Origin of the sequence: Phycicoccus mangrovi (genome assembly GCF_018729305.1) — a bacterium.
Classification (GTDB): domain Bacteria; phylum Actinomycetota; class Actinomycetes; order Actinomycetales; family Dermatophilaceae; genus Phycicoccus; species Phycicoccus jejuensis.
Window position 1 is genome coordinate 1 of record NZ_JAHHWP010000010.1, and the last position, 15636, is coordinate 15636.

The window sequence follows — 15636 nt, forward strand, 5'->3', positions numbered from 1 at the left end:
CCCCTCCGTCGCGGGTGACCCCACCCCCCCGCGCCACCCCCCGGACCGGTGCGGGGGTGCGCCGCGGTCGTATCGGGTCACCCGATACGCGTGGTGCGGGTGGGAGGAGCGTCAGCCGAGGTGGCCGCGGACGCTCGCGTGCCCCTTGAGGAGGTTGCGGGCGATGGTGCGCCGCTGGATCTCGTCGGTGCCCTCGTAGATCCGCAGCAGCCGCAGCTCGCGGTACCAGCGCTCGAGCGGCAGCTCGCGGGTGTAGCCCATGCCGCCGTGGACCTGGAGCATCCGGTCGACGATCTCGTTGGCGCGCACGCCGCCGAACAGCTTGGCCATCGACTGCGCCTGCCGGCTGTCGCGCCCCGCATCCACCTGCCACGCCGCCGACAGCACGAGCCAGCGCAGCGCCTCGATGTCGACCGCCGAGTCGGCGATCATCCACTGGATGGCCTGCCGCTCGGCGATGGGCTCCCCGAAGGTCACGCGGTTGCGCGCCCACTCCATCCCCATCTCGACCATCCGCTCGCACCCGCCGAGGGCCCGCGCCGGCAGCAGGTACCGGCCCTTGCCGATCCACTGCATCGCGAGCGCGAATCCCTTGCCGACCTCGCCGAGCACCGCCGCGGACGGAACGCGCACCCCGTCGAAGGTCAGCGCCGCCGGGCCCCACTCGCCCATCGTGTCGATGGGGTGCGAGGTCCATCCGCGCTCGCGGTCGACGAGGAAGCAGGTCACCGACTCACCGGTGCGGCCCTCGCGGTGGGCCTCGGCGTCGGTCACCGCGAAGACCATGACGAAGTCCGCCTCGTGCCCGCCCGTGATGAAGGTCTTCTCGCCGGTGATCACCCAGTCGTCGCCGTCGCGCTCGGCCCTGGTCCGGATGGCGCGCGCGTCCGAGCCGGCGCCCGGCTCCGTGATGGCGAAGCAGCTGCGCCGCGTGCCCTCGATCGTCGGGCGCAGGTAGGCCTCCTGCTGCTCGGGCGAGGCGTGGAAGAGGATGTTGTCGGCGTCGCCGGCGAACCGGAAGGGCACGAACGAGCGGCCGAGCTCGACCTCCACGAGGGCGGCCATGACCGCCGACAGGCCCATCCCGCCGTGCTCCTCGGGGGTAAGGACCCCGAAGAAGCCGGACTCCCGTGCCGTGGCCTGGAGCCGGGCGAGCTCCTCGGCCGGCAGGCCGCGCTCGTGGCGCCGCTCGCGGGCGAGGACGTCCTGCTCGAGCGGCATCACCTCCTTCTCGACGAAGGTCCGCACCCACTGCCGGATGTCGCGCTCGTCGTCGGTCAGGTCCAGGTCCATGCGGTGTGCTCCCGTCGCTCGGCGTGCCCCGGGACGTCGGTGGCCCGGGGCACCCCTCGATCATCACCCGGCCGGGCACCCGATCGGGCGCGAGCGCCCGGGCCGTCGACTTCCTGCTCCACCCGGTCCACGGAAAACCCGCACGTGCGGGGTTGTCGCTGTCAGGACGGCTGGCCGACCACGGAAAGCCCGCACGTGCGGGGTTATCGCTGCCAGAACCGCTGCCCGCCCACGAAAAGCCCGCACGTGCGGGGTTGTCGCTGTCAGGACCGCTGCCCGCCCACGAAAAGCCGGCACGTGCGGGGTTATCGCTGTCAGGACCGCTGGCCGACCACGGAAAGCCCGCACGTGCGGGGTGCGCCGACCGATGAGTTCCGCCGCCGGCGCCGGTCGGACCCTCCATGAGCGCTCACCGATCCCGACCGGCCCGCACCCTTGCCGCCCTCCCGCGTCCTCGGGACACTGGTCGGCACCGCCCCACCACCCTCCGGGGCGGGACCCCGGCGGAAGGAGCCGACCGTGCCTGACGCACCCATCCACCTCCTCGTGGGGACGAGCAAGGGCGCCTTCGTCCTCGACGGCGACGCCGACCGCGGCGGCTGGAGCGTCCGCGGGCCCTACTGCGACGGCTGGCCGATCAACCACGTCGTCGGCGACCCGGCGACCGGCACGATGTGGGCCGGGGGCGGTGGCGACTGGTCCGGCGCCGGGGTCTGGCGCTCCGAGGACGCCGGCCACACCTGGGAGCTGACCAAGCTGACGACCGGCCAGATGGACGCCTGGGCCGCGAACGACCCCGGCTTCGCGCAGATGATCGGGTGGACCGAGGAGCCGGCCCCCTTCGGCGACGGCTTCTCGCAGGTCTGGTCGCTCGCCCGCGTCGGGGAGCGCCTCTACGCCGGCACCAAGCCCGCCGTCCTCCTCGCGAGCGACGACGACGGCCGCACCTGGTACGAGGTCAAGGGCCTGAGCGACCACCCCTCGCGTCCCGACTGGAACCCCGGCGGCGCCGGTCTCGTCCTGCACTCGATCGTCGCGGACCCCCGTGACCCGGAGCGGATCTGGGTCGGCATCTCGTCGGCGGGCGTGTTCGCGACGACCGACGGCGGCGTCACGTGGGAGCGGCGCAACGACCTCGCCGACGCCGCGCACGACGAGCCCGCCGACCACCCGGCCGGGCCGTCGGACGGACAGGTCGGCCTCTGCGTCCACCACCTCGAGCACGCGGCCACCGACGGCGTGCTCTACCAGCAGAACCACTACGGCGTGTGGCGCTCCGACGACGACGGCGCGACCTGGCGGGCCGCCACCGAGGGCCTGCCGTCGACCTTCGGCTTCCCGCTCTGGGCGCACCCGCGCGACGCCGACACCGTGTGGACACTGCCGCTCAACGGCGACATGGAGGGCCGCTTCCCGCCCGATGCGGCTGCGGCCGTGTGGCGTTCGCGTGACGGCGGCCGTTCCTGGGAGGCCCGCCGCGACGGCCTGCCGCAGGAGTCGTGCTTCTTCACGGTGCTCCGCCAGGCGATGAGCGGCGACCGGCAGGAGCCCGCCGGCGTGTACTTCGGCACCAACAGCGGCTCGGTCTTCGCCAGCCGCGACGAGGGCGACAGCTGGGACGAGGTGGCCCGTCACCTGCCGACGGTGCTGGCCGTGGAGGTCCTCGAGCCGCGAGGATGAGCGCATGACGACGAGCACCGGCACGACGACGGTCCGCTTCACCGGCACGCCCGAGACGGTCGGCACGACCCGGCTCGTGCGCCTCCCGGATGACGCCAGCCGCGCGCTGCCGTCACGCGGTCAGGTGGCGGTGACGGGGACGCTCGACGGCGAGGCGTTCGAGACGGTGGTCGAGCCCGACGGCCGGCGTGGCCACTGGGTCCGGCTGCCCGACACCGCCGGTGACGCGCCGGTCGAGCTCGAGCTGGCCGTCGCCGAGGCGTGGCCCGAGCCCGAGGTGCCGGCCGACCTCGCCGGCGCGCTCGACGAGGCGCCGCAGCACATCCGCGACGTCTGGGAGGACATCACGCCGATGGCCCGCTGGGAGTGGGTGCGCTGGGTCGGCGCCACGCGCAGCGCCGAGACGCGCGCCAAGCGGGTCGGCGTGAGCATCGACAAGATCGACCACGGCAAGCGCCGGCCGTGCTGCTTCGACCTGTCGTCCTGCACCGACCCGGACGTCGCCCGCAGCGGCAAGCTCCCCGAGCCCTCCTGATGCCCACGCGGGCTCGCGGCGGTCAGGGGCGGAGCATCACCTTGAGGGCGCGCCGCTCGTCCATCGCGGCGTAGCCCTCGGGGCCCTGCTCCAGCGGGAGCACGGTGTCGAAGACACGGCCGGGGTCGACGCTGCCGTCGAGGACACCGGGCAGCAGCTCGTCGATGTACGCGCGGGTCGGCGCGACGCCACCGGTCAGGGTCACGTTGCGGCTGAACAGGACCCGACCGACCGGCCCGTCGGTGTACTGCGGCACACCGACGCGGCTGATGGTGCCGCCGGGCCGGACGACGCCGAGGGCCTGCTCGTAGGCGGGCATCATCCCGACGCACTCGAGGACGACCTCGCTGCCGCCGTCGGTGAGGTCGCGCACCGCCTCGATGCCCTCCTCGCCGCGGGCGGCGACGACGTCGGTGGCGCCGAAGTCGCGCCCGAGGTCGGTGCGGGTCGCGTGCCGGCCCATGAGGACGACGCGCTCAGCGCCCTGCTGGCGGGCCGCGAGGACGGCGAGCAGCCCGACCGCGCCGTCACCGATCACCGTGACCGTGCTGCCCTGCGAGACACCGCCGGTCAGCGCGGCGTGCCATCCGGTGCCGTAGACGTCCGAGAGCGTCAGCAGCGAGGCGAGCATCCGCTCGTCGGTGTCGGCGGTGATGCCGGGCACCGGGACGAGGGTGCCGTCGGCCAGCGGCACGAGGACGGCCTCGCCCTGTCCGCCGGACGAGCCGCTGCCCTCGGTGTCGCCCCACCAGCCGCCGCGGACGCACGAGGTCTGCAGCCCGGCGCGGCAGAACTCGCAGACGCCGCACGAGACGACGAAGGGGGCGATGACGAAGTCGCCGGGGCGCACGGTGGCGACCTCGGCCCCGACCTCCTCGACGACACCGACGAACTCGTGGCCGATGGGGTGACCGGCCTCGTCGCGCTCGGCGTTGTGGAAGGGGTGGAGGTCGCTGCCGCAGATGCAGGAGCGGACGACGCGGACGACCGCGTCGGTGGGGCGGCGCAGGGCGGGGTCGGGTGCGTCGACGACGCGGACGTCGCCGGCCCCGAAGAGGTGGATGGCTCGCATCCCTCCAGTGGACACCCTCGGAGGTCCCGGTGGTGCACCGGGGTGTGCGGCGGGCATCCGCCCGCCGCCTACGATCGGCGCATGAGCGCGGACCTCGTGGCCAAGGGCCTCGCCGGCGGGTACGCGCACCGGACCCTCTTCGAGTCCCTCGACCTCACCGTCGCGCCGGGCGACGTCGTCGGGGTCGTCGGCGCGAACGGGGCCGGCAAGTCGACACTCCTGCGCATCCTCGCGGGCGACCTCGCGCCGCTCGCCGGGTCCCTCAGTACCGCCCCGGCCGACGCGTTCGTCGGCTGGCTGCCGCAGGAGCACGAGCGCGTCCCGGGCGAGACCGTCGCCGGCTACGTGGCCCGCCGGACCGGTGCCGCCGCCGCGACCGCCCGGATGGAGGAGGCGGCCGCGGCGATGGCGGCCGACGACGCCCCCACCTCGGCCGGTGACGAGTTCGCGCACGCCCTCGACCACTGGCAGGCGACCGGTGCCCCGGACCTCGAGGAGCGCCTCGCCCCGGTCCTCGCCGACCTCGGTCTCGACCTGCCGACCGACACCCCGATGACGGCCCTGTCCGGCGGCCAGGCCGCCCGCGCCGCACTGGCCGCCCTCCTGCTCAGCCGGTTCGACGTCGTCCTCCTCGACGAGCCGACGAACGACCTCGACCTCGCGGGCCTGCAGCGGCTCGAGGACTTCGTCGGCGGCCTGCGCGCCGGGGTCGTCCTCGTCTCGCACGACCGCGAGTTCCTCTCCCGGGTCGTGACCCGCGTCGTCGAGCTCGACCTCGCGCAGAACGCCGTGGCGGTGTACGACGGTGGCTACGACGCCTACCTCGAGGAGCGAGCGGTCGCGCGCCGGCACGCCCGCGAGGCCTACGAGGAGTTCGCCGCCACCAAGGCCGACCTCGAGGGACGGGCCCGGACACAGCGTGAGTGGAGCTCGCAGGGCGTCCGCAACGCGATGCGCAAGAGCCCCGACAACGACAAGATCCGCCGCCGGGCGCAGACCGAGTCCTCCGAGAAGCAGGCCCGCAAGGTGCGCCAGATGGAGTCGCGCATCGCCCGGCTCGACGAGGTCGTCGAGCCCCGCAAGGAGTGGCGGCTGCAGTTCAGCATCGCGAGCGCGCCGCGGTCGAGCTCCGTCGTCGCGACCCTCGACGACGCCGCGATCCGGTTGGGGGACTTCGCCTTCGGCCCGGTGTCGGTCCAGGTGGCGGCGCGCGAGCGCATCGGCGTAACGGGGCCGAACGGCGCCGGCAAGACGACGCTGCTCGGCCTGCTCACCGGGCGGCTGGCCCCGGACACCGGCCGGGCGAGCCTCGGCGCCTCGGTGGCGCTCGGGGGCATCGACCAGGCGCGCACCGGGCTCGCGGACGACCGGCCGCTCGCCGACGCCTTCGAGGCGGCCGTCCCCGAGATGACCTCGGCCGAGGTCCGCACGCTGCTCGCGAAGTTCGGGCTGCGCGCCGACCAGGTCGCGAGCCTCGTCGGGCGCCTGTCACCCGGCGAGCGCACCCGGGCCGCGATGGCGCTGCTCCAGGCGCGCGGTGTCAACGTCCTCGTGCTCGACGAGCCGACCAACCACCTCGACCTGCCGGCGATCGAGCAGCTCGAGGAGGCGCTCGAGGCCTACGACGGGGCGCTGCTGCTCGTCACGCACGACCGACGGCTGCTCGACACCGTCCGCCTCGACCAGCGCTGGCACGTCGAGGACGGCCGGGTCACCGTCACGCACGTCGGTTGACGACGTCCCGCCCCCAGGCCGGCGGGGTCAGCGCTGGCAGCCCGGGCAGCGGAAGAGGTTGCGCCCCGCCATCGTCTCCTTGACGATCGTCTCGCCGCAGCGCGGGCACGGCTTCCCGTGGCGTCGGTAGACGGCGTAGTGCGGCCGCACCCGCCCGGTGCCTCCCTTCGCGATGAGCGCCTCGGCCCGCTCGACGTCGCTGTCGGACACGAGGATCCGGCCCGCGCACACCCCGAGCGGCATGAGCCGCACGAGGTCGTCCCAGATGGCCGTCACGACACCGGCCGGCACGTCGCGCGCCGGCGTGTGGGGGTCCAGCTCGTGGCGGTGCAGCAGCTCGGCCCGGTAGACGTTGCCGACGCCGGCGACGAGCGACTGGTCCATGAGGACGGCCCCGATGGCGCGCCGCGTCCGCGCGAGCCGGTCGCGCACGGCGTCGGGCAGCCGGTCGTCGCGCAGCGGGTCGGCCCCGAGACCGGCACGCACCTCGCGCCACTCGGCGGGGGTCACCAGCTCGCAGACGATCGGGCCGCGCAGGTCGCCGACGTGGGTGCGGTTGACCATCCGCATCCGGACCTGGCCCGCCACCGGGAGGTCCGTGGGCGGCTCGCCGCGGTCGACGCGCCGGTGCTGCCGCACCCCGAAGCGCCCGAACAGCCCGAGGTGCACGTGGACGACCTGCTCGTCCTCGACGTGGATGGCCAGGTGCTTGCCGTGGGCCTCGGCGGACTCGACGCAGGCGCCGTCGAGGGCGGCCGCCGACTCCGCGAACCGGCCCTGGGGCGAGGAGAACCGCACCGGCGTGCCGGCGAAGGCGTCCTGCACCCGCCCGGCCAGCGCGTGGATCGTGTGGCCTTCGGGCATCGCCCCATCCTCGCCGCGAGGGGACGACAGCGGGGCCGGCGGTCCCTAGGCTCGACAGCATGGACGAGCACGGCGGCGCGAGCGCGGAGGGCATCCCCCTCGACGCGCTCGACTTCTTCGAGGAGCTCGCGGCCGAGAACACGCGGACGTGGTGGCAGGCGCACCGCGCCCGGTGGGAGGAGTCGGTGCGCGAGCCGATGGAGTGGCTCACCGAGGCGCTGACCGACGAGTTCGGGGCGGCGCACCTCTACCGTCCGCAACGCGACGTGCGCTTCAGCCACGACAAGTCCCCCTACAAGGACCACCAGGGCGCGCTGGCGGCCACCGTGCCGGGCGTCGGCTGGTACGTCCAGGTGTCGGCGGCCGGCCTGATGACGGGCGGCGGCTTCTACCCGACCGGTCCGGACCAGACCGCCCGCTACCGAGCGGCCGTCGACGCCCCGGCGACCGGCCAGGCGCTGGAGGCGGTCGTCGACCGGCTCGTGGGCCGGGGCTGGGAGACCGGCGGCGAGGCGGTCAGGACCCGACCGCGCGGCGTCCCGGCCGACCACCCGCGCCTGGACCTCATGCGCCACAAGCACCTCGTGGTGTCGCGGCAGCACGGCGCCCCGGACTGGCTCGCGACCGACGCGGTGCTCGACCGCGTGCGCGCCGACTGGCGGGCCGTCCGGCCGCTCGTCGAGTGGATGACCGAGCACGTCGGCGCCTCGCAGGCCCCGCGCCGGCGCTGAGGCGTCCGGCCGGCGCCAGCGGTCAGGAGTCCTTGAGCGGGTCGGCGTGCCGGTGGAAGAGCTTCCAGGAGCCGTCCTCGCGCCGGTAGAGCTCGGTGACGCGCAGGTCCATCGGGACGGCCGCGTCCTGCCCGGCCACGGACACGACGGACCGCTGGACGCCGACCCACCAGGCGAGGTCCCCCTCCTCGCCGGAGTGCAGCGTCTCGAGGTCGTTGCGCTCGGCCCCGGCCAGGCGCGCGGCACCGTCGGCGTTGGCCGTGTTCACCGCGTCGGCGCCGGCGACGACGGTGCCGCCCGGGCCGAGGATCGTCGCGGGGTCGCAGTGGGTCGACACCTCGTGCAGCGGGCCGACGTCGCCGGCCACGAAGGCGTCCGAGGCCGTCTTGCGGCGGCCCAGGTACGCGGAGAAGATCTCGTCGGTCATCGGTGCTCCGTTCGTCCCTCGTCACGGTAGCCGCGGGCGCCGACGGTGAGCCGCCTGCGAGGTGGGAGGATCGAGAGCGATGACGCTCACCGACCGCCTCTCCGCCGACGGCCCGCTGGGCGACCTCGGCGCCGACGCCGCGCTCGACGTCTTCGTCGAGTGGGCCGGTGAACGGGGCTTCGCGCTCTACCCCGCGCAGGAGGAGGCGGTCCTCGCCCTCGCCGAGGACGCGCACGTCGTCCTCGCGACGCCGACCGGCTCCGGCAAGTCCCTCGTCGCCGTGGCGGCCCACGCCCTGGCCCTCGCCACCGGCCGCCGCTCCTGGTACACCGCGCCGATCAAGGCCCTGGTCTCCGAGAAGTTCTTCGCCCTCGTCGAGACCTTCGGCGCCGACAACGTCGGGATGCTCACCGGCGACGCGGCGGTCAACCCCGGCGCCCCGATCATCTGCGCGACGGCCGAGGTCCTCGCCAACCACGCCCTGCGCGAGCGCGACGCCTCGGACGTCGGCCTCGTCGTCATGGACGAGTTCCACTTCTACGGCGAGCCGGACCGCGGCTGGGCCTGGCAGGTGCCGCTGCTCCTCCTGCCCGACACCCAGATGCTGCTCATGTCGGCCACGCTCGGCGACACGACCGAGCTCGAGCGCGACCTCCAGCGCCGCACGAAGCGCGAGGTCGTCACCGTCACCGGGGTCCAGCGCCCCGTGCCGCTCGAGTACGAGTGGTCCCTCATGCCCGTCCACGACGCGCTCGCGCTGCTCCTGCGCGACGACAAGGCGCCCGTCTACGTCGTGTCCTTCACCCAGGCCGGCGCGGTCGAGCAGGCGCAGGCCCTCGCCTCGGTCGACGTCGTCTCGTCGGCCCGCAAGGCCGCGATCAAGGAGGCCGTCGGCGGCTTCCGGTTCGGGAAGGGCTTCGGCCAGACGCTGCGCCGGCTCGTCCTCCACGGCATCGGGGTCCACCACGCGGGGATGCTCCCGAAGTACCGGCGCCTCGTCGAGACCCTCGCGCAGGGCGGCCTGCTCGCCGTCATCTGCGGCACCGACACCCTCGGGGTCGGCATCAACGTCCCGATCCGCACGGTGCTGCTCACGTCGTTGACCAAGTACGACGGCCGCAAGCAGCGCCTGCTGCGGGCGCGCGAGTTCCACCAGATCGCCGGACGCGCGGGGCGGGCCGGCTTCGACACCGTCGGGTACGTCGTCGTCCAGGCGCCCGAGCACGTCATCGAGAACAGCAAGGCCCTCGCGAAGGCCGGCGGCGACCCGAAGAAGGAGCGCCGCATCGTCCGCAAGAAGCCGCCGGAGGGCGTGCTGACGTGGACCGAGGCCTCGTTCGACAAGCTCGTGACCGCCGCGCCCGAGCCGCTCCAGCCGAAGATGCGCGTCACGCACGCGATGGTCCTCAACGTCCTCGACCAGTGGGAGGGCCAGCAGGACGCCCTGCACACCCTCGTCCTCGACAACCACGAGAGCGAGGAGCGGCGCGAGCGGCTCGTCGAGCGCGCGGTGCAGGTGCTCGGCTCGCTCGTGCGGGCCGGGGTCGTCGAGCCCGACGACGGCTCGCGTGTCGACGCGTGGCTGCCGCCCGAGCCGGATGTCGCTGCCGCAGAGCCCGACCGGGTTCCTGCCACCACCCCCGAGCCGACCCCGCAGCCGCTCGACGCCGGGGGGATGGGCGCGCTCGGCGAGGCGCTGGCCGCCGCCGGTCTCGCCCCCGCCGCGACGGAGGACGCCACCCCGGCCGCGCCGGAGGAGAGCGAGGACGAGGCGTCGCGCGAGATCACCCCGCTCGAGCGCTTCCTGCGTCGCGAGGGTCGTTGCTACGACGAGGGACCGTTCCAGGTCGCGCTCGACCTGCACGACGGCTTCGCCCTCAACCAGCCCCTGTCGGCGTTCGCGCTCGCCGCGCTCGAGCTCCTCGACCCGGAGGCGCCCGGCTACGCCCTCGACGTCGTCAGCGTCATCGAGGCCACGCTCGACGACCCGCGCCAGTTGCTCCAGGCCCAGCAGTTCGAGGCGCGCGGCGAGGCCGTCGCCGCGATGAAGGCCGACGGCATGGAGTACGAGGAGCGGATGGACGCCCTCGAGGACGTCACCTGGCCCAAGCCGCTCGCCGAGATGCTCGAGCTGTCGCTGCGCACCTACCGCCAGAGCCACCCGTGGGTCGACCCGCGCGACCTCTCGCCGAAGTCGGTCGTCCGCGAGATGTTCGAGCGCGCGATGTCGTTCGGAGAGTTCGTCGCCCACCACAAGCTGGCGCGCGCCGAGGGCATCGTCCTGCGCTACCTCACCGACGCGTACCGGGCGCTGCGCTCGACCGTGCCGCACTCGGCGCGCACCGAGGAGCTCGACGACCTCGTCGAGTGGCTCGGCGAGGTCGTGCGCCACACCGACTCCAGCCTCCTCGACGAGTGGGAGTCGCTCGCGCACCCCGACGGCGACGAGCCGGGCACCGAGGTCCGCCCGTCGACGGAGGGGCGGGCGCTGTCCGACAACCCGCGCGCGCTGCGGGTCATGGTGCGCCAGAGCATGTTCCGGCGGGTCGAGCTGCTGGCCCTGCGTCGCTACGAGGCGCTCGCCGCGCTCGACGGCGGCCTGACCGCCGAGCAGTGGCAGGAGGCCGCGGCCGAGTACCTCGCGGAGTACGGAGAGGTCTCCACCGGCCCGGCCGCCCGCGGTCCCCAGTTGTTCCGGGTCGACGAGGGCGACGGCACCTGGGTCGTCGAGCAGGTGCTCGACGACGAGGACGGCGACCACGACTGGCGCATCGGCGCGGAGCTCGACCTCGCCGCGACCGACGAGGCCGGCGAGCCGGTGCTCGTCGTCGCCCGCTTCGCCCCCCTCACCTGACGACGACCCTGCACCCACCCCCTCTCTCCGCGAACGTGTGTGAAATCGCCGGGGGTCACCGGCGGTTTCACACGCGTTCGCGGAAGGGGCGGGGGTGAGGGGGCGTCAGACGACGGTGCGCAGGCCCCGCCCGGCCACCCCGACCGACACCTCCTGCCCCCACCCGACGAGCAGCCGGTCGGCCTCGAGCCCGTCGGCGAACACGACGAGCGAGTCCGACGACACCCGCAGCCGCAGTGCCTCGTCCGCACCCAGCACCCCGGCGGTCAACGTCGTCCCGGTCGTCGGGGACGGCCAGGCCTCCCGGACGAACCAGGCGAGCCCCCGCTCGTCCGGGGACGGCAGCACCGCGTCGGGCGCGCTCGCCCGGGCGATGGACGCGCACCAGCCGGTGGCGCCGGTCCCGGTCCCGACGATGACGCCGGACGACGACTGCGTCTCGGAGCGACCGCGCCACGCCAGGTCGTAGCGCGCCGACTGGTGGCCGGGCTGGCCGACGTACACCTCGTTGAGGCCGCGCAGCTCCTGCCCGTCGTCGGTGCGGGCCACCACCATCGTCCGCTCGACGATGCGTGCCCGCCCCGCGACGACGGCGGCGAACAGGGCTGCCGCAGAGCCCGGGTCGTGCGGCACGAGGACGCCGGGGTTGGCCCCGGGCAAGGGGTCGAACCCGACGACCGGCTGGTCGCGCAGGTACTTGGCGACGTTGGCGACGAGGCCGTCCTGGCCGACGACCGCGACGACGTCGCCGGGCTCGAAGAGGAAGCGCGGCAGCTCGTCCCGCTCGACCTCGGCCCGCCGCCACTCCGCCGGAATGGCCCCGAGCACCGCCGCGACCGCCGCGCCGGTGCGCTCGTGGCGCTCGCGGACGGGGTCGACCGACTGCCCGCGCGTCCGGAGGAAGAACTCCGCCTGGCCGAGGGTCCCGTGCCGCGCGAGGAGCTCGTCGTACTCGGTGCGCCGGCGGACGACGACCGCCCGGGGTGTGCTCATCGCGCGCCGTCCTCGGCGCCCGCGGTGAGCCGGGCCAGCACGCCGCTCAGGAGGTCGGGGGTGAGCACGAGCTGGTCGACGTGGGGCAGGTTGCCGGCGGCCTCGCGGGCGGCCAGGGCCAGGAGCACGGCGGGGCTCGCCTGCTCGTAGGCCGCGAGCCGGGCGCGCTCGGCCTCCGCCTCGGCGGCCCCGGTGAGCCGCAGCGCCTGCGCCGACGCCTCGGCCAGAGCGGTCGTGCGCTCGGCCTCGGCCCGGACCCCGACCGCCTGCGCGGCCGCCTTCTCCTCGGCCTCGCGCCGGTCGTTGGCGCCCTGCTGGGCGACGAGGCGCTCGCGCCGGGCCTCGAGGTCGATCCGGCTGGCCAGCTCGTTCTGCCCGATGGCGGCCTCGCGCTCGACGGCGACCGCCCGCCGCTCGAACGTCGCCCGGTCGGCCTCCTGCTGGATGACCTCGCGCGCCGGGGTCTGCAGCGCGCGCTCGACGTCGGGCTCGGGCCGCAGCAGCCCGAAGCGCACGCCGACGACCTCGACGCCGACGGCGGTCAGGCGCTCGTCGACCGCGAGCGCCGCGGTGACCCGAGTCGCGAGCTCGGCGGGGGGCGTCGCGAGGGCAGCGCGCAGGTCGAGGCCGGCGAGCGTCGAGGTGACGGCGGCGGCCGCCGCGCCGTGGATCATCCCGCCGACCGTCTCGAGCGGGGTGCGCAGCCAGACGCCCTTCGCGACGTCGACGGCGAAGTCGACGCGGGTCGCGGCGAGCACGGGGTCGGCGAACCGGTAGGTGACGACGCCGGCGGCGCTCAGCTGCTGGAGGTCGGCGCTGCGCACCGGCACGAGGACCGACTGCTCGCGGTCGTCGACCGGCACCTCGCTGATCGCGGCGGACATCGGCCGGAACCAGAACGAGGTACCGGGACCGCTGTGCCGGACCCGGCCCCCGGCCAGGTGATGGACGTGCATCGTCGTCGTGCTGCGCAGGTGGGCGACGAACGGGTATCGGGTGATGGTGGCCATCTCTGCCTCCTCGGCTGGACTTATCGTTGATATGACGATAAGCCCCCGCCGCTCATCTCGTCAAGATGACGACAAGACGGTAGGATCGGGGCATGGAGCACCCGCCCTTCGCCGTCACCGTCGACCTCGTCGTCCTCACGGTGCGCGCCGGCCGGCTGACCGTGCTGCTCGTCGAGCGGGGCGAGGCGCCGTACGCCGGTGAGCTCGCGCTGCCGGGCGGGTTCGTCCGGCTCGACGAGGACCTCCTGGCCGCCGCCCGGCGTGAGCTGCGCGAGGAGACCGGGGTGGGCGACGGCGTCCACCTCGAGCAGCTCGCGACCTACGGTGCGCCCGACCGCGACCCGCGGATGCGCACCGTCTCGGTCGCCTGGCTGGCGCTCGCGCCGGACCTGCCCGAACCCACCGCCGGCACCGACGCCGTAGCCGCACGCTTCGTCGCGGTCGACGACCTCGACCTCGCGGCGCTGGCCTTCGACCACGCGCGGATCCTCGCCGACGGCCTCGAGCGGGCCCGCGCGAAGCTCGAGTACTCGCCGCTCGCCACCGCCTTCTGCGACGAGGAGTTCACCGTCGCCCAGCTGCGCGCGGTCTACGAGGCCGTGTGGGGGCATCCGCTCGACCCGCGCAACTTCCACCGCAAGGTGACGCGCACCCCGGGGTTCCTCGCCGAGACCGAGCGCACCTCGACGGCCGACGGCGGCCGCCCGGCCCGCCTCTACCGCCGCGGCACCCTCGAGGTCCTCAGCCCGCCCCTGACCCGCGGCGACACCTGAACCCCGCTCCACCGCGAACGTGTGTGAAATCGCCGGGGGCCACCGGCGATTTCACACGCGTTCGCGGGAGGGAGGGGGAATCCCTCGCGGCGAGGTCGTGTTGACGCCCCTCGGGTGGGACCACCACCCCCGTGCACGAGCACGTCCGGCGCGCCGCTGCGCCCGTCCCCCTGCAGACCACCCTCGGAAGGAACCCCGTGGCTTCCTCGACCGCCACCGACGCCCGCCACCCGGACGACGCCCCACCGACCCGCGCGCACCGCCGCCCCCGGTTCCCGTTCTGGGCGCAGATCATCGCCGGCCTCGTCGTCGGCGCGCTGCTCGGCTGGGTCGCGCGCACCTGGTCGGTCGACGGGCTGGCGACGACGCTCGACGTCATCGGCAGCAGCTTCGTCAGCCTGCTGCGCACCATCGTCGTCCCGCTCGTCTTCCTCGCCATCGTCGTCAGCGTCGCCCGGCTGCGCGAGGTGACGAACGCCGCCCGCCTCGCCGGCCAGACGCTGCTCTGGTTCGCGATCACCGCCGCGGTCGCCGTCGTCATCGGCATCACGATCGGGCTGCTCACCGACCCCGGCCTGCGCACGAGCGTCGACCGCTCGGCCGCCGCGGCCCCCGGCACCACCGGCTCGTGGACCGACTTCCTCCAGGGCATCGTCCCCTCGAACATCCTCGGTCTCGAGGGCAGCACGGGTGACGACGGCTCGGTCAGCCTCGGCTTCAACGTCCTGCAGATCGTCGTCGTCGCGCTGCTCATCGGCGTCGCCGTCCTCAAGACCGGCAAGAAGGCGGAGCCCTTCGTCGCGTTCTCCGAGAGCTTCCTCGCCGTCGTCCAGACGGTGCTGTGGTGGATCATCCGCCTCTCGCCGCTCGGCACGCTCGGCCTCATCGGCAACGCCGTCGCCTCCTACGGCTGGGACCTCCTCGCGCCGCTCGCGGTCTTCACCATCGACGTCTACGTCGGCTGCGCCATCGTCCTGCTCGTCGTCTACCCGGTGGTCCTGCGCCTGCACGGCCTCTCGCCGCGCAAGTTCTTCTCCGGCGCCTGGCCGGCCCTCCAGCTGGCCTTCGTCTCGCGCTCCTCCGTCGGCACCATGCCCGTCACGCAGTACGTGACCACCCGCAACCTCGGGGTGCCGCGCGAGTACGCCTCCTTCGCCGTGCCGCTCGGCGCGACGACGAAGATGGACGGCTGCGCCGCGATCTACCCGGCCCTCGCCGCGATCTTCGTCGCGCAGTTCTTCGGGGTCGACCTGTCCGTCACCGACTACCTGCTCATCGCGTTCGTGTCCGTCGTCGGCTCGGCGGCCACCGCCGGCCTCACCGGCGCCGTCGTCATGCTGACCCTCACCCTGTCGACGCTCGGGCTGCCGCTGGAGGGCGTCGGCCTGCTGCTGGCCATCGACCCCGTGCTCGACATGATGCGGACGATGACCAACGTCGCCGGGCAGGCGCTCGTGCCGACGATCGTCGCCAGGCGCGAGGGCATCCTCGACGAGAGCGTCTACGACGGCGACCGCGCGAGCGACCCCGTCGGCGACCCGGCGCTCGTCGCCGCCTGACCGACGCGCACTGCACCGCACCGTTCCTCGGTCGCCCGCACTCCCCTCGGGGCGTGCGGGCGACCCGCGGCGTCCGGCCCTGTGAGACTGGACCCGACCCCCACGGAAAGG

Annotated in this window: 13 protein-coding genes; 7 read left to right on the forward strand and 6 right to left on the reverse strand. The window is 74.4% G+C overall.

Annotated elements, in window-relative coordinates; genetic code table 11:
* Positions 1-111: 111 nt before the first annotated feature.
* Positions 112-1293, reverse strand: a complete 1182-nt coding sequence (locus tag KMZ30_RS08370) for an acyl-CoA dehydrogenase family protein (protein WP_215513554.1) — start codon at positions 1291-1293, stop codon at positions 112-114.
* 519 nt (positions 1294-1812) lie between these two features.
* On the opposite strand from KMZ30_RS08370, the gene KMZ30_RS08375 reads away from it, so the two are divergent.
* Both KMZ30_RS08375 and KMZ30_RS08380 read left to right on the forward strand, forming a co-directional pair.
* Positions 1813-2973 carry a WD40/YVTN/BNR-like repeat-containing protein gene (locus KMZ30_RS08375; protein ID WP_226902856.1) on the forward strand — a complete coding sequence of 387 codons (1161 nt, stop codon included), beginning with the start codon at positions 1813-1815 and terminating at the stop codon, positions 2971-2973.
* 4 nt (positions 2974-2977) lie between these two features.
* Positions 2978-3508, forward strand: a complete 531-nt coding sequence (locus tag KMZ30_RS08380) for a YdeI/OmpD-associated family protein (RefSeq protein WP_215513555.1) — start codon at positions 2978-2980, stop codon at positions 3506-3508.
* Positions 3509-3530: 22 nt separating this feature from the next.
* Here the strand turns inward: KMZ30_RS08380 and KMZ30_RS08385 are convergent, their stop codons facing one another.
* Positions 3531-4580, reverse strand: a complete 1050-nt coding sequence (locus tag KMZ30_RS08385) for a zinc-binding dehydrogenase (protein WP_215513556.1) — start codon at positions 4578-4580, stop codon at positions 3531-3533.
* Between the two features lie 81 nt (positions 4581-4661).
* On the opposite strand from KMZ30_RS08385, the gene KMZ30_RS08390 reads away from it, so the two are divergent.
* Positions 4662-6314 carry an ABC-F family ATP-binding cassette domain-containing protein gene (locus KMZ30_RS08390; RefSeq protein WP_215513557.1) on the forward strand — a complete coding sequence of 551 codons (1653 nt, stop codon included), beginning with the start codon at positions 4662-4664 and terminating at the stop codon, positions 6312-6314.
* A gap of 27 nt (positions 6315-6341) precedes the next feature.
* Here KMZ30_RS08390 and KMZ30_RS08395 read toward each other — a convergent pair whose 3' ends face one another.
* Positions 6342-7178, reverse strand: coding sequence for an Fpg/Nei family DNA glycosylase (locus tag KMZ30_RS08395; RefSeq protein ID WP_215513558.1), 837 nt, complete (start codon positions 7176-7178; stop codon positions 6342-6344).
* Positions 7179-7237: 59 nt separating this feature from the next.
* Between KMZ30_RS08395 and KMZ30_RS08400 the strand changes: the two genes are divergently transcribed.
* Complete coding sequence (locus tag KMZ30_RS08400; RefSeq protein ID WP_215513559.1) at positions 7238-7909, forward strand: DUF2461 domain-containing protein; 672 nt, start codon at positions 7238-7240, stop codon at positions 7907-7909.
* Positions 7910-7931: 22 nt separating this feature from the next.
* On the opposite strand, the gene KMZ30_RS08405 is transcribed toward KMZ30_RS08400, so the two are convergent.
* On the reverse strand, positions 7932-8336 hold the full coding sequence (locus KMZ30_RS08405; protein WP_215513560.1) for a YybH family protein: 405 nt from the start codon (positions 8334-8336) through the stop codon (positions 7932-7934).
* Between the two features lie 79 nt (positions 8337-8415).
* On the opposite strand from KMZ30_RS08405, the gene KMZ30_RS08410 reads away from it, so the two are divergent.
* Entirely contained in the window at positions 8416-11190 is a 2775-nt protein-coding gene (locus KMZ30_RS08410; protein WP_215513561.1) for a DEAD/DEAH box helicase, read from the forward strand.
* Between the two features lie 105 nt (positions 11191-11295).
* On the opposite strand, the gene KMZ30_RS08415 is transcribed toward KMZ30_RS08410, so the two are convergent.
* On the reverse strand, positions 11296-12183 hold the full coding sequence (locus KMZ30_RS08415; protein ID WP_215519998.1) for a hypothetical protein: 888 nt from the start codon (positions 12181-12183) through the stop codon (positions 11296-11298).
* The gene (locus tag KMZ30_RS08420; protein ID WP_215513563.1) at positions 12180-13193 is read right to left on the reverse strand and encodes an SPFH domain-containing protein; all 1014 of its coding nucleotides are present in this window, start codon (positions 13191-13193) and stop codon (positions 12180-12182) included. Before KMZ30_RS08420 ends, KMZ30_RS08415 begins: the two co-directional genes overlap by 4 nt.
* Positions 13194-13285: 92 nt before the next feature.
* Here KMZ30_RS08420 and KMZ30_RS08425 point away from each other — a divergent pair, with 92 nt between their 5' ends.
* Together KMZ30_RS08425 and KMZ30_RS08430 are read left to right on the forward strand one after the other, a co-directional pair.
* Entirely contained in the window at positions 13286-13966 is a 681-nt protein-coding gene (locus KMZ30_RS08425) for an NUDIX hydrolase (RefSeq protein WP_215513564.1), read from the forward strand.
* Between the two features lie 197 nt (positions 13967-14163).
* Positions 14164-15525 carry a dicarboxylate/amino acid:cation symporter gene (locus tag KMZ30_RS08430; RefSeq protein WP_215513565.1) on the forward strand — a complete coding sequence of 454 codons (1362 nt, stop codon included), beginning with the start codon at positions 14164-14166 and terminating at the stop codon, positions 15523-15525.
* Positions 15526-15636: the final 111 nt, after the last annotated feature.

Coding starts and splice junctions, on each gene's coding strand:
- KMZ30_RS08370 (WP_215513554.1), bottom strand. CDS start 1,293: ATGGACCTGGACCTGACCGACGACGAGCGCGACATCCGGCAGTGGGTG.
- KMZ30_RS08380 (WP_215513555.1), top strand. CDS start 2,978: ATGACGACGAGCACCGGCACGACGACGGTCCGCTTCACCGGCACGCCC.
- KMZ30_RS08385 (WP_215513556.1), bottom strand. CDS start 4,580: ATGCGAGCCATCCACCTCTTCGGGGCCGGCGACGTCCGCGTCGTCGAC.
- KMZ30_RS08390 (WP_215513557.1), top strand. CDS start 4,662: ATGAGCGCGGACCTCGTGGCCAAGGGCCTCGCCGGCGGGTACGCGCAC.
- KMZ30_RS08395 (WP_215513558.1), bottom strand. CDS start 7,178: ATGCCCGAAGGCCACACGATCCACGCGCTGGCCGGGCGGGTGCAGGAC.
- KMZ30_RS08400 (WP_215513559.1), top strand. CDS start 7,238: ATGGACGAGCACGGCGGCGCGAGCGCGGAGGGCATCCCCCTCGACGCG.
- KMZ30_RS08405 (WP_215513560.1), bottom strand. CDS start 8,336: ATGACCGACGAGATCTTCTCCGCGTACCTGGGCCGCCGCAAGACGGCC.
- KMZ30_RS08410 (WP_215513561.1), top strand. CDS start 8,416: ATGACGCTCACCGACCGCCTCTCCGCCGACGGCCCGCTGGGCGACCTC.
- KMZ30_RS08415 (WP_215519998.1), bottom strand. CDS start 12,183: ATGAGCACACCCCGGGCGGTCGTCGTCCGCCGGCGCACCGAGTACGAC.
- KMZ30_RS08420 (WP_215513563.1), bottom strand. CDS start 13,193: ATGGCCACCATCACCCGATACCCGTTCGTCGCCCACCTGCGCAGCACG.
- KMZ30_RS08425 (WP_215513564.1), top strand. CDS start 13,286: ATGGAGCACCCGCCCTTCGCCGTCACCGTCGACCTCGTCGTCCTCACG.